Source organism: Pedobacter heparinus DSM 2366 (assembly GCF_000023825.1).
GTDB classification, from domain to species: domain Bacteria; phylum Bacteroidota; class Bacteroidia; order Sphingobacteriales; family Sphingobacteriaceae; genus Pedobacter; species Pedobacter heparinus.
This window is the reverse complement of sequence record NC_013061.1, coordinates 1,391,414-1,405,934: the sequence shown is the minus strand read 5'-3', so window position 1 is coordinate 1,405,934 and position 14,521 is coordinate 1,391,414. Positions and strand designations below refer to the sequence as shown.

General features: G+C 41.0%; 12 protein-coding genes. 8 read left to right on the top strand and 4 right to left on the bottom strand.

What is annotated here, in order from left to right:
• Positions 1-6: 6 nt before the first annotated feature.
• The 5 genes from PHEP_RS05940 (at position 7) to PHEP_RS05920 (ending at position 4,912) form a co-directional block, all read left to right on the top strand.
• Positions 7-1,413, top strand: a complete 1,407-nt coding sequence (locus tag PHEP_RS05940) for an efflux transporter outer membrane subunit (RefSeq protein WP_012781348.1) — start codon at positions 7-9, stop codon at positions 1,411-1,413.
• A gap of 75 nt (positions 1,414-1,488) precedes the next feature.
• Entirely contained in the window at positions 1,489-2,166 is a 678-nt protein-coding gene (locus PHEP_RS05935) for a response regulator transcription factor (protein WP_012781347.1), read from the top strand.
• Between the two features lie 23 nt (positions 2,167-2,189).
• On the top strand, positions 2,190-3,500 hold the full coding sequence (locus PHEP_RS05930) for a sensor histidine kinase (RefSeq protein ID WP_012781346.1): 1,311 nt from the start codon (positions 2,190-2,192) through the stop codon (positions 3,498-3,500).
• An 84-nt stretch (positions 3,501-3,584) separates the two neighbouring features.
• Positions 3,585-3,776, top strand: a complete 192-nt coding sequence (locus tag PHEP_RS05925; protein ID WP_012781345.1) for a hypothetical protein — start codon at positions 3,585-3,587, stop codon at positions 3,774-3,776.
• 161 nt (positions 3,777-3,937) lie between these two features.
• Positions 3,938-4,912, top strand: a complete 975-nt coding sequence (locus PHEP_RS05920) for a GlxA family transcriptional regulator (protein WP_012781344.1) — start codon at positions 3,938-3,940, stop codon at positions 4,910-4,912.
• A gap of 25 nt (positions 4,913-4,937) precedes the next feature.
• Here the strand turns inward: PHEP_RS05920 and PHEP_RS05915 are convergent, their stop codons facing one another.
• On the bottom strand, positions 4,938-5,690 hold the full coding sequence (locus PHEP_RS05915; protein WP_012781343.1) for a hypothetical protein: 753 nt from the start codon (positions 5,688-5,690) through the stop codon (positions 4,938-4,940).
• Positions 5,691-5,871: 181 nt separating this feature from the next.
• Here PHEP_RS05915 and PHEP_RS05910 point away from each other — a divergent pair, with 181 nt between their 5' ends.
• Positions 5,872-6,714, top strand: coding sequence for a VOC family protein (locus tag PHEP_RS05910; protein WP_012781342.1), 843 nt, complete (start codon positions 5,872-5,874; stop codon positions 6,712-6,714).
• Positions 6,715-6,716: 2 nt separating this feature from the next.
• Here the strand turns inward: PHEP_RS05910 and PHEP_RS05905 are convergent, their stop codons facing one another.
• Genes PHEP_RS05905 through PHEP_RS05895 form a run of 3 tightly spaced genes read right to left on the bottom strand, consistent with a single transcriptional unit; the run spans position 6,717 to position 10,430 of the window.
• A complete protein-coding gene (locus PHEP_RS05905; RefSeq protein ID WP_012781341.1) occupies positions 6,717-9,155 on the bottom strand; it encodes a phosphocholine-specific phospholipase C in 2,439 nt (812 codons plus the stop codon).
• 52 nt (positions 9,156-9,207) lie between these two features.
• Positions 9,208-9,711, bottom strand: a complete 504-nt coding sequence (locus PHEP_RS05900) for an Lrp/AsnC family transcriptional regulator (protein WP_049772218.1) — start codon at positions 9,709-9,711, stop codon at positions 9,208-9,210.
• Between the two features lie 17 nt (positions 9,712-9,728).
• Entirely contained in the window at positions 9,729-10,430 is a 702-nt protein-coding gene (locus PHEP_RS05895) for a cyclic nucleotide-binding domain-containing protein (RefSeq protein ID WP_012781339.1), read from the bottom strand.
• Between the two features lie 325 nt (positions 10,431-10,755).
• Between PHEP_RS05895 and rpsA the strand changes: the two genes are divergently transcribed.
• Positions 10,756-12,690, top strand: a complete 1,935-nt coding sequence (rpsA, locus tag PHEP_RS05890) for a 30S ribosomal protein S1 (RefSeq protein ID WP_012781338.1) — start codon at positions 10,756-10,758, stop codon at positions 12,688-12,690.
• Positions 12,691-12,813: 123 nt separating this feature from the next.
• Positions 12,814-14,415 carry a beta-N-acetylhexosaminidase gene (locus PHEP_RS05885; protein ID WP_012781337.1) on the top strand — a complete coding sequence of 534 codons (1,602 nt, stop codon included), beginning with the start codon at positions 12,814-12,816 and terminating at the stop codon, positions 14,413-14,415.
• Positions 14,416-14,521 lie beyond the last annotated feature (106 nt).

The following is a 14,521-nucleotide window of genomic DNA, read 5'->3' as shown; positions in this document are numbered from 1 at the left end:
AAGAACATGAACACCAGATATCATAAATATTATTTCATTATCGGTTTTTCTATACTGACCTTAACGGCCTGCGTAAGCAGAAAATATGAACGCCCGGCAGTAAACAGTAACGATTTATACCGCGACAATACTACTGGCGACAGTACGACCATAGCCAGCCTTCCCTGGAAAAACCTGTTTGCTGATGCGGCTTTACAGGCACTGATACAGCAGGGTATCAACGAAAACCTGGATTTAAAACAGGCCATTGAAAGGATTAAAATTGCCGAAGCTACCTTATTGCAAAGCAAGGGTGCTTTATTGCCGAGCCTGACCGCTGATTTATCGGTAACAGATGCCAAACAGTCCAGGGCAGCTTTAAACTTCCCTCCCGGCATCAACATCAATACGGAAACCCAAACCTACAAAGCACAGCTGAGCACCAGCTGGGAAGCCGATATATGGGGCAAACTGAGCAGTGCTAAAAGATCGGCTTATGCCTCTTTATTGCAAAGTGATGCTGCAAAAAGGGCTGTGCAAACGCAACTGATTGCCAATATTGCCAATGGCTATTACAATTTGCTGGCCTTAGATAAGCAGCTGGCCATTACAGAGCAGACCATCAGGATCAGGCAGACAGATGTAGAGACCATGAAATCTTTAAAGGAAGGTGCCGTGGTAAATGGTGCTGCCGTGGTGCAAAGTGAGGCCAATTTATATGCCGCACAGGTAACCCTGCCCGATCTGAAAAGAAACATCAGGGAAACAGAAAACGCTTTGAGTATCCTTTTAGGAAAAGGCCCTGGAAAAATTGAACGGGGCACAATTGATCAGCAAACTGTTTACAGCAACCTGCAAACAGGCGTATCGGCCCAGCTGTTACAGAACAGACCTGATGTGCAGGCCGCTGAGTTTGCCTTCAGGGCAGCTTTCGAGAATAAAAATGTAGCCCGGAGCTATTTTTATCCCGCCTTAACTTTGACAGCCAATGGTGGCTTATCCAGTCTGAGCTTCAAAAACTTTTTCGACAATTCGGTTTTCTACAATTTAATCGGCGGCATTACCCAGCCGATATTTAATAAAGGACAGAATAAGGCCAGGTTAAAAACAGCTGAAGCCCAAAAGCAGATCGCATTTTACAGCTTTCAGCAAACGCTGCTGACCAGTGGCCAGGAAGTGTCGAATGCTTTATATGCCTATCAAACGGCAGCAGAGAAAGAAACAACAAGGGCAATGCAGGTGGCATCACTGACCAAAGCCGTAGATTATACCAAGGAACTCCTGCGCTACAGTTCAGCTACAAATTATACTGATGTGCTCACCTCTGAGCAAAGTTTACTGGCAGCACAATTGAGCGGCATTAACGACCGGCTGCAAAAGCTACAATCGGTAGTAAATTTATACCGGGCGCTGGGAGGTGGATGGAAGGAATAAAAAAAGAAGCGCTTAAAGCGCTTCTTTTTTTATCAGCTATTTTTATTAGCTTCATACCATTATATTGTAATGCCAATGAACATCCTGATTGTTGAAGATGAAAAAAACCTGGGCCTAGAAATGGCCGATTTTTTAGGTAAAGAAGGTTATACCATTGAACATGCCTGGAAAAAAGCTTCAGCAGAAGAGAAGATCTTTGTCAACTCCTACGATTTTATACTGTTGGACCTGGGTTTGCCCGGAGGAGATGGATTTGAGCTGCTGCACCAGTTAAAAAAGATGCCGGGACGTGAAGATGCAGTAATTATACTTACTGCACGCGGCGAGGTTGACGACCGCATTAAAGGACTGGAAGCTGGGGCAGATGACTACCTGGCAAAGCCCTTTTCCTTAACAGAGCTACTGGCAAGGATGCATGCCATCATCCGGCGCAAACATAAACTGGAGCGGAATGAAGTAAATGTGCATGATTTCATACTCGACATTAAAAACCATCAGGTAAGTTTTGAAGGGAAACGGGTTAACCTTACCAATAAAGAATTTGAGATCTTCAACTACCTGGTGCTGAACAAAAACAGAGTAATATCCAGAGTGAACTTAACCGAACATGTTTGGGGAGATATACTTGAAGTGAATTCGGATTCTAATTTTGTGGATGTTCATGTAAAAAACCTGCGTAAAAAACTAACTGCATATGCTACGATAAACTGGTTTGAAACCGTAAGGAGCATTGGTTACAGGATTAATTTTTAGTGCACCATGAGAAAAACGGCCCGATGAAGCTCCAGTTCAAACTTGCTTTATATAATACTTTAACCAAGGTAGCCATCATTACCATGCTCGGCATCCTGATCCTGGTATCCATCAACCGGATTTCTGTAAATCACATTCAGCGGCGACTTTTGCAAAAAAAGGCCCGACTGGTAACCAATCTTTCCAGTATAGAGATCAACGACCTGCTCACACAGAAAATCTATACAGATTATAACCTGCTGCGTGAAGAGTACATCATTCTAAAAGAGATTAAAAAAAGTGAAAAGCCCATAAAGCAAAAGTTCAGCAGAGAATTGCGCAGCATTGAAGGGAACCAGGATGAATTTCAGATCCTGATGTCTGACTTTACTTACGGGGGAAAAAACTACCGGCTTGAACTTGGCGAAACGATGTCTACCCTGGCCCAACTGGAGCGGACCATATCCATGTTTACTTTTGGCATCCTGGTCGCGGCCGTCATTCTTACCCTGATTACCGATCTTGCCTTTACCCAATTTTTACTGGCCCCCTTTTATCAGATCATCGATCAGAAATTAAACAAGGTGAATGACCCTATAAATTTTAACTATCAGCCGGTAAAAACCACTACAGAAGACTTCAGGATCCTTGACCGCAGCATCAGTGTACTGATGAATAAGATTGCGACACTCTTTCTGACCGAAAAAGAGTTTATTGCCAATGTTTCTCATGAGTTGCTTACCCCCATATCAGTACTTAATACGCGCCTGGAAAACCTGCTTAACGATGAACAGCTGACACAGGAGGGAGAGAATAAACTTTTTGCCAGTTTAAAAACATTAAACCGCCTGAAAGCAATCATCAACAGTTTGCTGCTCATTTCAAAAGTAGAAAATAACCAGTACAGTAAACCCGACCTCATTTCTGTAAAACACACAGTGGAGGAAGTATACGAAGAACTGGAACACCGGTTATTGATGATGAAGCTTAAAATTAACATTGACCTGCCTGAAGACCATAGCTTTAGGGGTAATAAATCGTTGTTCCATACCCTGCTGATGAACCTGATCAATAATGCCATAAAATACAATATACCATCCGGTAACGTAAATATTTACAGTGAAGAAACCGCCGGGGCCTATATGCTGGTTATAGCTGATACCGGGATAGGCATGGATGCCGAATTGGTACAGGATGCTTTCATACGTTTTGAAAAACTTCAATCGGAAAAAGAAGACAGTCATGGTCTGGGCCTGGCCATTGTAAGAAGCATTGCCGCTTTTCATGACCTGCAGATTGACATCAGATCAAAAAAAGGCCAGGGCACTCAGGTATACATTAGCTTTCCTGCATAAAAAAGACCAGCATTTATTCTTCATCAAATCTTCATGTTGTGTTTGCAACTTTGATATAACAAAAAACACTAAAAAATTATAAACATGAAAAAAACAATCTTAGCGTTAGCATTAGTTGCAACAACTTTCGGCGCATTTGCACAAAACACTACTCCAGCGGCAAAACCTGCAACAGCTACAACTGAAACTGCAAAACCAAAACATCACAAAAAAGCAGTTAAAAAAGCAGCTAAAGCAGAGGCTAAACCAGCTGAAACTAAAAAATCAGGTAAATAATAATTACAACTGTAGTTTTAGGCCGTCTGCATCATCCATAGCAGGCGGCCTTTTTTATGTCAATAATTTGGGGCTTTTGATTTTCAGGGTGTCATGTAAAAAGAAAAAACAGTAAAAGCATGATTTTTTTTTAATTTGCATTTCGTTTAAGCCCGAATGAAATGATACAAGTAGCTTTATTATTGACCAATAAATATCGTTTGTTAAGTGTAGCGGCTATATTGGATGTATTTGATACTGTAAATAGTTATTACGAGGCCGAGGGACAAGAGGCCCTGTTTAATTTGAGCATACTTTACGCTGCCAACAGCAACAATGAAGTACCTGTTTTTAACACGCATAAACCCCGACCTTTAAATCCGGCAAACACACAGGACCTGGTGCTGATCCCCGCCTTCGGTACGGCGGACATGTCTGCCGCCATTCAGGAAAACCTTGAATTCCTGCCCTGGTTAAAACAACAGCACCAAAAAGGTGTGGAACTGGCCAGTTTTTGTACTGGTGCCTTTTTATTGGCAGCCAGCGGCCTCTTGGACGGCAAAAGTGCGACCACACACATTCATGCCAGTACTTCCTTTGCTTCCAGCTTTCCTGATGTATATTTAAGGCCCAACGAGGTGGTTACCTACGATCAGGGCATATATACAAGCGGGGGTGCCACCAGTACTTTTCATTTATTGCTTAAGTTGATACATAATTATGCCAGCAGGGAAATTGCGGTGAGGACGGCCAAAGTGTTTGCAATAGACATGAACCGGGAACAGCAAAGCTATTTCGGTACTTTTATCCCGACCCGGGATCATGGCGATGAGCTGGTGACTAAAACCCAGTTGTGCATAGAAAATGCCTATAATAAAGCAGCAACAGTTGAAGATATTTTGCAGCATATTCCGGCAAGCCGCAGAAATATTGAACGCCGTTTTAAGCAGGCAACAGGAAATACGCTGATCGCGTATTTACAGAAAACCCGGATAGAAAAGGCTAAAAAGCTGCTGGAGCAAACCAATCAAAGTATTCTGGAAGTTATGCTGAACTCAGGATACAATGATTTAAAAGCATTCAGACAACTGTTCAAAAAAAGCTCTGGTATGACCCCTAAAGATTATCGCGATAAGTTTAAAGCGCGGATTGCATAACTACTACTTCCTTCATATGGGGCAGCTAAAACTTAATAGCCAGTTTTTCTGAAACAAGCTTATCGTTTTGATAGTATTCAAAAAACCAGTTCTCATTCTTTTTCAATACAATGCCCTGCGCCGCTCCATTACCTGCAATAAAATAATCCGGCACCGAGGTTTTTAAGAGGGTTAAAACAATTTTAGGGGCGGTATCTATTAACTGGTACCCATTGGCTGTTGGCTGTGCATATAAGGTACCGGTTACCTGCGCTGCCGGTACTGCTGTTGCAGTACTGCTTACCGGTTCGTTTACCGCTGCAGTGGCGGGCACAGCAACAGGGGTTGCAACTGCCGGTGGTGCGGGTATTTCACTATAAACATACTGAACTTCATTTAATGACTTAAATGCCTCTCTTAAAGCCTCATTATAGGAAGTTTCAAATTCCTTCTCCCTGCTTTTACCTTCCTTACCTTTAAAAATAACATTGCCCTGGCAATCTTTTAATAAAAGGGTAAGATTGGTTGTGAACATTGATTTCCTTTGTAACAGTTCGAAATTTAATGCCCTGCATTTGTTAGTGGCTATTTCGGCCGGCAATTGTGTATTGTCAAAATAGACAGTAAAGCCCTTTTCTTCCAGGAGTGCCTTGGTAAGTGTATTTAATCCATATTGGTTCACTTCTTTAAGGAAGCTGAATTTTTCGGGCACCAATACGTATTTGTAATTGTTGATCGTAGTCTGGCTATATCCCGAGAAGGAGATCAATAAAAGGAAAAATAAAACAGATCTTTTCATGTTAACAGATGGTTTTTGTTTTTATAAAGATACAAGATTAACGTAAATAGCCTTTAAATTATTTACAAAATGCCAGGTCTTTTTTTGTCGCATTCCACCCCTCTTAATGTCGCTTTTACAAGCGTTTATTGTTTATAGAGCCCGTATATTTACTTTATTAAAAAACCAAATTTGAAATGTCATGAACAATTCCATTTATCCATGCCTTACACTAAAAGGTAAAATTGCGGAAGCATCAGATTTTTATATCAAAACCTTTGGAGCAGGCAGAATTGCACAAACCTCTCCTTTTGTGATACAGATTGAGCTGAGCGGACAAAAGTTTATGCTACTTAATGACGGGCCCAGCTCAGTTCCCAACCCCTCTGTCTCGTTCATGGTGATGTGCTCCACAGCTGAAGAGACCGAACAATACTGGAACAAATTAATTGAAGGCGGAAATGCATTAATGGACATTGACAGTTACGACTGGAGCCCTAAATATGGCTGGGTGGTCGACAAATATGGTATTTCCTGGCAACTGTATACAGGCCGTAAAGAAGATAGTTTTCAGAAATTTTGTCCTACCCTAATGTTTACCGGCAACAGTGCCGGCAAGGCTGCAGCAGCAGTTCATTTCTATACCAGCCTGTTTCCGCAATCCCATATTGAGGGCATCATGAAGTATGATGAAAAAGACGGGGAACGCACTGATTTTGTAAAACATGCACAATTTAAGATCAATAACTTTACCGCAATGGCTATGGATAGCTCTGAAGACCACGGGTTTGGCTTTAACGATGCCATATCCATGGTAGTAGAATGTGATACACAGGCAGAAATTGACAACTACTGGGAGCAACTTACTGCAGATGGCGGACATGAAGTGGCCTGTGGCTGGCTGACAGATAAATATGGCATCAGCTGGCAGATTATTCCTAAAATGTTAGGTAAACTGATGACAGATCCTGAACGTGGCCAGCGCGCCATGGGGGCATTGATGAAAATGAAGAAACTGATCATTGCCGATCTGGAAAACGCATAGGATTACATCACATTACCCATTAAGGGATCGGTAAAACTTTCTCCTGCATGTTCTACATGTCCTGCAAATTGCTGGCTATAGCTGCTATATTGTGCTAAGGTAACTGTAAAATCATACCAGCAATGATTTGCTTTAATGTCGAGTGGAACAAATATTTCATGCTGTTCCTGATTTAAAACAACATGGACTGCTGCCTTCCCGTAACTGTTATCGGTTATGGTCAGTTTAAGCTGTCTGCCTTTGGCCAAACGTTTAATGTGCAACAAAACATTGCCGGATGCCCGATGGCTATTTTTTTCCGTCTGGTAACTTAAAGTTAGCGCAATTTCAGGATCTTTTGCATTCCCTTTATAACAGCGGTAAAAGCCGTTTGCACTGTAAACTTTTAGCATATAGGCCTGGTCTTGAAAACTGTGCAATGGCCATTGATAACTTAGGGTATCGCCTTTATCAACAGTAAACGACCAGTTGTTGTCTGCTCCGTAAACGATGAAACCGGCACCCTTGGCTTTGGCGCCAAAAAACCTGTCACCTGCTGTAAAATCAATTTTAAACTGTTTATTTACAACATCCAGCACACCATTTGCATATAACTCATAAGGTATGGTATTGGCAGGCTTAATCCCTTTTTCCTGCCGGGCCAGGTTCGGATTCAGTATTGGACTTTTAAGGATATCCGCTACGATGTTTTTATCCGGCGATCTAAAATTGTCAGGTAGCTTTTCAAATTTAGCCTTATGAATACCCGTTAGGAATGGTATGCGCTGCACTGGCTCTGGTGAAGGTATATTTTCGCCGTTATAAGGCCTGAATACAGAAGTTAAATCGCCGCACAGGCTTCTTCTCCAGGAACTAATATTGTCTTCATAGATTTTTTCACCTGTTTTATGACTCAAAAAATGCTCTAAAAACTGGATACAAGAGGTATGATCAAATACCTGGGAATTTACATAGCCACCTCTTGACCAGGGAGAAACCACCACCATTGGCACCCTGAAACCTAAACCTACCGGACTTTTCCTGTTGCTGTCGGCTCCTTTATAAATGTATTCTGCACTACTGTCTAATGAGGCTGATACTTTCCCGGTTGCAGGATCTTTTGGATCGGGTGCCACAAATGGTGGAAGGTGATCAAAATACCCATCATTTTCGTCATAAGTAAGAATAAAAATTGTTTTTTTCCAAACTTCAGGATTTTTGGTCAGGATGTCTATTGTTTCCGAAAGGTACCAGGCACCATACCAGGGGGCAGCTGGGTGGTCAGAGAAATTACAGGGCGCAACAAGCCAGGAAACAGCAGGTAATTTACCTGCATCTACATCGGTACGAAACTGGTGTAATACGTCTCCTTTTGGAATTTTGGCAGTTCTTTCTGTACCCTTGTCATTGTAGGTAATGGTTTCAAGCTGATGAAAGTCGGGGTCATTCCTGTTGGTAACAAAGGCTCTTTTATGCAGATCACGCTGTTCAGGTGTTAAGGTATCAAGGGTATTGATCTCCAAAAAATTTATTTCACCGGTTACAAAATCGAGTTTTTCCTTTAGCTTGGGGTCGGGTTTATTTTTGAATTGTTCTTCGAGCTGAACTTTGGCTTTACGCAGATAAACAAGGTGCTCCGGATGCCTTTTTACATGATATTGTTTGAAAAATTCCATATCATTATCTGTAAAATTAGACAGCCATCCATTTGCTTCCCCTTCAAGCCCCACATCTACACTCAGTTCGTTCTGATATATTTTCCAGTTTACATTGTGTTTGGAAAGACGCTCGGGAAAAGTGCTCCATGAAAGCCTTTCAGCACCATCGATATATCCATTGGAATGATGTGCCAGGGATGTTGCATTTTGCTGCTCCCTGATCTTGCCCGTCCAGAAAAAACACCGGTTAGGACTTGTTCCTGTCAGTGCAGAACAGAAATTATGGTCACAAACGGTAAAGGCATCAGCCAGGGAATAATAGAATGGAATATCTTCGCGGTTATAATACCCCATCGTTAAGGGCATATCAGCATAGGCTTTATTACCTGACCTTTTTGCTTCCAGCCAGCCATCATATTTACCGTTGTTTCTTGCGTCTACCTGATTTTCCCAGGAATGTGGAAGGGCGCTCATCCAGGTCGCCCTGGTATCTTTAATATTAAGCCTGAACGGCGGATAAGTTTCACCTTTTTTATTGCGCTGCAACCAGACAGGATATTGATCAGGTAAGGTAATTGCTCTTGGATCATTAAACCCCCGTACCCCTTTAAGACTACCAAAAGCATGATCGAACGACCTGTTTTCTTGCATTAAAAAAACAACATATTCAGCATCTAAAAAGGTAGTACCCGGCCTGGGATCAATGGCCATTGCCCTTTGGATAGATGCGGGCAATATACCTGCAATGCCCAGCGCACCGGTTAATAAACCGGCCTTCCTGATAAAATCTCGTCTGCTTTCCATTTAACTGATTAATTGGACTAAACTAATTAATCTTTCGGGATTAACCAGCTAATCAATCTAATCTTAGCGATTTACCGGAATACATCTTAAACAAATTGCTCAGGTCAACGCTATTGTCGTCCTTTAACTCGTCAATCACAAAAAAAGTTCTGACCGTCTCAATATTTTTAATTTTTAACAATGCATTTAAATAAAATGAATTGTACTCCTGCATATCAGCAACAGCAATGTGTAACAAAAAATCAAAACCTCCGTTTACTATGTAACAATTGATCACTTCAGGAAATTCACTGATGAGCCGCGATGAACTGATCAGATTATCCTGCGCATGTGCTCTCAATTGCAACCCGGTAAAAGAAATCAGCTTTTTATTGAGCTTACTTTTATTCAGCACCGCTGCGTAGTGCTGAATATATTGATTTTCCTCAAGATTTTTTATCCTTGCAAGGGTAGCGCTCTGGGACAAATGTATCCTCCAAGAAATTTCTTTAATCGGTATTTTTGCATTTTTTTGAAGGTGAAACAGAATTTTAGCATCAATTTCGTCTAATTGCATACACATAGTTAATTTTGTTAGTTAAATAACAAATCTATTTTACTTGTGAGTAATAAAAAAATGACTACAGATACTTTATTTTGAAGATGATCAGTGGGATACTTTTTAATCTCACTACGTAATCTGCTCAGATAGGAAGGCTGCATGCCCAGGTAGCTCGCAATCTGCTTTACAGCAAAATATTGTTCTATTTCCCTTCCAAAAATCCTCAAAAATGCATCGTATCTGGGTCTTGGTTTCATTTTCATCAACTCCCTTTTTTCCAGACTTTCTGCTCTTTCCAGCGAAAGAATTTTATTGGCCAGGGATTCTGCCTCGGGAGCAGACAGTTTAAAGGTATCAAAGCAATTTTTAGAAAAGGGAACGATAACCGACCCTTTTGGTATTTCAGCATTGTAACCGCAAGGTTGTCCGTTAAAAAAACATTCCGGTATCACCAATATTTTCCCCCACCGACAAAAATCAATCGTTACGTCGGTCAATATGCCATTGTCATCTGCCACCCTTTTAAAGAAGCGTGCATAACCTCTTTCTATCCAGTTAGCTGTTACACAAACTTCCCCGAATTTGACCACATCAAGTTTAGCAGCCAAAGTTTCTGCGCCCAGCATCCGCCTGAGGGCATCATTAAATTCCTGCGATAAATTTAGATGACCATTCAAATAAGTCAGCAAACTGCCAACAGGAGGAGAATAATTATTTAAACCACTTCTTTCCATAAAATTTTCTTAAAACATCTTTCTGATTTAAGTAAACTTATGCTGAAATTGGCAAACCAGCCAACCTCCTCTTACAAATCTTTAAAAAAATATAAACCGAGGACGATACAACGCACATGATACCGGAATTACCGAAGGTTTCAGACCGACTAAGGTCTGTATTTTTTACAAAGGCCGGCTGTAATGAAGCGCAGGTCTGGTGTACAAACAACTATCCGGGATACAATCTGTTCTAAATCAACAACATTTATCAAAAAAATCTTTGCTGTAAAATTATTAATTTCTATCTTTGCCGTCCCTCACGGGAAAAGGAGATTTAATTTTAATGGCTAAAAAACAAGTAGCAGAAAAAGAACTAGAGGCTAAAACAGCCGAACTTCAAGGTGCAGACGCTCGTCTCTCCGAGAAAGAAACTATTGAGTCAGAAGCTGATTCAGTATCGATCGAACAGATCAAATCATCATTGGCAACTCCAGATCAGGATTTTGACTGGGATGCAGATGATAAAGCATTCGGTAATTACAGTGATGCAGACCGTAAAAAGTTTGAAGACATGTATACCGATACTTTCAATCAAATCACTCAGGGTGAAATCATCAGCGGTACTGTTGTTTCAATCAACAACAAAGATGTGGTATTGAACGTAGGATTTAAATCAGACGGCCTGGTATCTACTTCTGAATTCCGCGATACACCTGATTTGAAAGTTGGCGACAAAGTTGACGTTTTCGTGGAAGCCCCTGAAGATGCTAACGGCCAGTTAATCTTGTCTCGTAAAAGAGCCAAAACCCAAAGATCATGGGAATCTATCAATGAAGCCCTTGACAATGACAGAATCATTAACGGATTTGTTAAAAGCCGTACTAAAGGTGGTCTTATCGTTGACATCATGGGTGTTGAGGCTTTCTTACCAGGTTCTCAGATTGACATCAAACCTATCCGCGATTACGATGTATACGTGGGTAAAACAATGGAATTCAAAGTTGTTAAGATCAACCACGAATTTAAAAACGTAGTTGTATCTCATAAAATCTTAATTGAGGACGATTTAGAAAGCCAAAAAGTTGAGATCGTATCTAAACTTGAAAAAGGTCAGGTATTGGAAGGAACTGTTAAAAACATCACTGATTTCGGTGTATTCATCGATTTAGGTGGGGTTGACGGTCTGCTTCACATCACTGATATTTCATGGGGCCGCATAGAGCATCCAAAAGAAGTATTGAGCTTAGACGAGAAAATCAATGTTGTAGTACTTGATTTTGATGATGAGAAGAAACGTATTGCATTAGGCTTAAAACAATTGACACCACATCCTTGGGAATCTTTAAATGCTGATCTGGCTATTGGTTCTAAAGTGAAAGGTAAAATTGTTACTGTTGCTGATTACGGTGCTTTCTTAGAAATCATTCCTGGTGTTGAAGGATTGATCCACGTATCAGAAATGTCATGGTCACAAAACTTGCGCAGCCCTCAGGAATTCCTGAAAGTTGGCGATGAGATCGAAGCTGAAGTTTTAACTTTAGACAGAGAAGACCGTAAAATGAGCTTAGGTATTAAGCAACTGACTCAGGATCCTTGGCAAAACGTTGCTGAAAGATATCCGATCGGAAGCAAACATACTGCAGTAGTTAAAAACATGACCAATTTCGGTGTATTCGTAGAAATCGAAGAAGGCATCGATGGTCTGATCCATATTTCTGATCTTTCATGGTCTAAAAAAGTTAACCACCCTAACGAATTCACTAAAGTTGGTGATACATTAGCCGTAGTTGTACTTGAACTGGACGTGGATAACCGCAAACTGAGCTTAGGTCACAAACAACTGGAAGAAAACCCTTGGGATACTTTTGAAACTATCTTCACTTTAGATTCAATTCACCAGGGAACTGTTGTTAAAGTAACTGATAAAGGTGCTGTTATTGCTTTACCTTATGGTGTAGAAGGTTTCGTGCCAACTAAACACATGGCTAAAGAAGATGGTTCTGTAATCAAAGCTGAAGAAACCAATGACTTCAAAATCATTGAGTTTAACAAAGATGCCAAACGTATCGTTGTTTCTCATGCCCGTATCTGGGAAGAGGCTAAAGCTGAAGCTGTTGCTGAAGAAAGAAACGCTAAGAAAAAAGAAGCTAAAGCTTCAAGCAGCGCAGTTAAAAAAGTTAAAGATTCAGTTGAAAAATCTACATTGGGCGATTTAGGTGTGCTTGCACAATTGAAACAACAAATGGAAGGTGAAGAAAACAAAGCTAAAAAAGGCTAGTTTCTTTTAACTATAGTATATTCAAAGCCCCTCTTTACCGAGGGGCTTTTTTTTGTCCTACCCTGATCAAATCTTTTTTGTATTTTGCATCCACACGCAATTGATCAACCAATTACCCTTTTTATGAAAAAAATAGCCGCAGGACTTCTACTAACTTGTATCCTATTTACCAAATCAGCCAGTTCGCAGTTCAATAACATCATTCCACAACCCGTTCAGTTCAAATATGGCATTGAACAAGCATTCTTTAACATTAGCCCTCAAACCCGACTTCTGGCCGATACCTTAACCAGATCCGCAAACTTCCTCAATGAATACCTTTTAAACTACTATGGTTTTGACTTAAAACAATCATCCGCCGAAAGTAATCAGGTTATCAGTCTCAGTATCGATCCGCGAAAAAATCCAAGAGATGGCCAATATACGCTTACGGTAAATCCTCGGAGTATCAAGCTGAGTGGCAATTCCCCACAAGCAGTTTTCTACGGCATCCAATCGCTGATCCAAATGTTCCCTGCAGAAAAGAACAACAGCAAATCGCTCTCGATACCAGCCTTAGAAATTGTGGATTACCCACGCTTCGCCTATCGCGGCATGCACCTGGATGTAAGCAGGCACTTTTTTGATGTCTCCTTTATCAAAAAGTACATCGATTACCTGGCTTTACATAAGCTCAATAACTTTCATTGGCACCTTACTGATGATCATGGCTGGAGAATTGAAATTAAAAAATACCCTAAACTTACCGAAATAGGCGCCTGGAGAAATGGTACCATTATAGGTCTTTACCCCGGAACCGGCAATGATGGCCTGCGCTATGGCGGCTATTATACCCAGGAAGAGGTAAAAGAAGTGATCAGGTATGCAGCCGATCGTTATATCAATGTCATCCCCGAGATTGAGATGCCGGCCCATAGTATGGCTGTGCTGGCCGCCTATCCTGAATTTGGCACTGAACCTTCCAAAAAATACGAAGTGGCCCAAACCTGGGGTATTTTTAACAAATTCAACAATGTGTTCCAACCTACCGATCAAACCTTTAAATTTCTGGAGGGGGTTTTAACTGAAGTGATGAACCTCTTCCCTTCTCCATATATCCATATTGGCGGCGATGAAGGTTCGAAAATATGGTGGAAACAATCTGCCCTTTCACAACAGATCATGAAGGAAAATGGGCTGAAGGATGAAAGTGCGCTGCAAAGTTATTTCATCCACAGGATTGAGAAATTTGTGAACAGTAAAGGCAAAACCATTATCGGCTGGGACGAAATTTTAGATGGTGGACTGGCACCCAATGCTATAGTCATGAGCTGGCGCGGTGAAAAAGGGGGTATAGCTGCTGCAAAGCAGCAGCATAAGGTAATTATGACACCCGAAAACATGATGTACTTTAACCATAGTCAGTTTTTAAAAGATGATTCGCTTACCGCCAATAAATACCTGCCTTTAAAAACGGTATACGATTATGAACCTGTTCCGGCTGTGCTTAGTGCTGATGAAGCCCAATACATCTGGGGCGGACAAGCCAATTTATGGTCTGAATATATTGCCAATCCGGCAAAAGCGGAATACATGCTTTTCCCGCGCCTGGATGCCTTAAGTGAAATTTTATGGAGTCCTAAAGAAAAGCGCAATTATAATGATTTTCTGAACAGACTGAAAATGCAGTTTAAACGCTACGACCTGATGAAGGTAAATTACAGTAAAAGATATTTAACAAATTAAATTCAGCACTAAAACATTTACGCACAACAAGCTACCTGGTTGTTTTATGCCATTTGCAATTAAACCTGCTTTATACATTTGGGGTTACAACTTTTTGGCTATATTT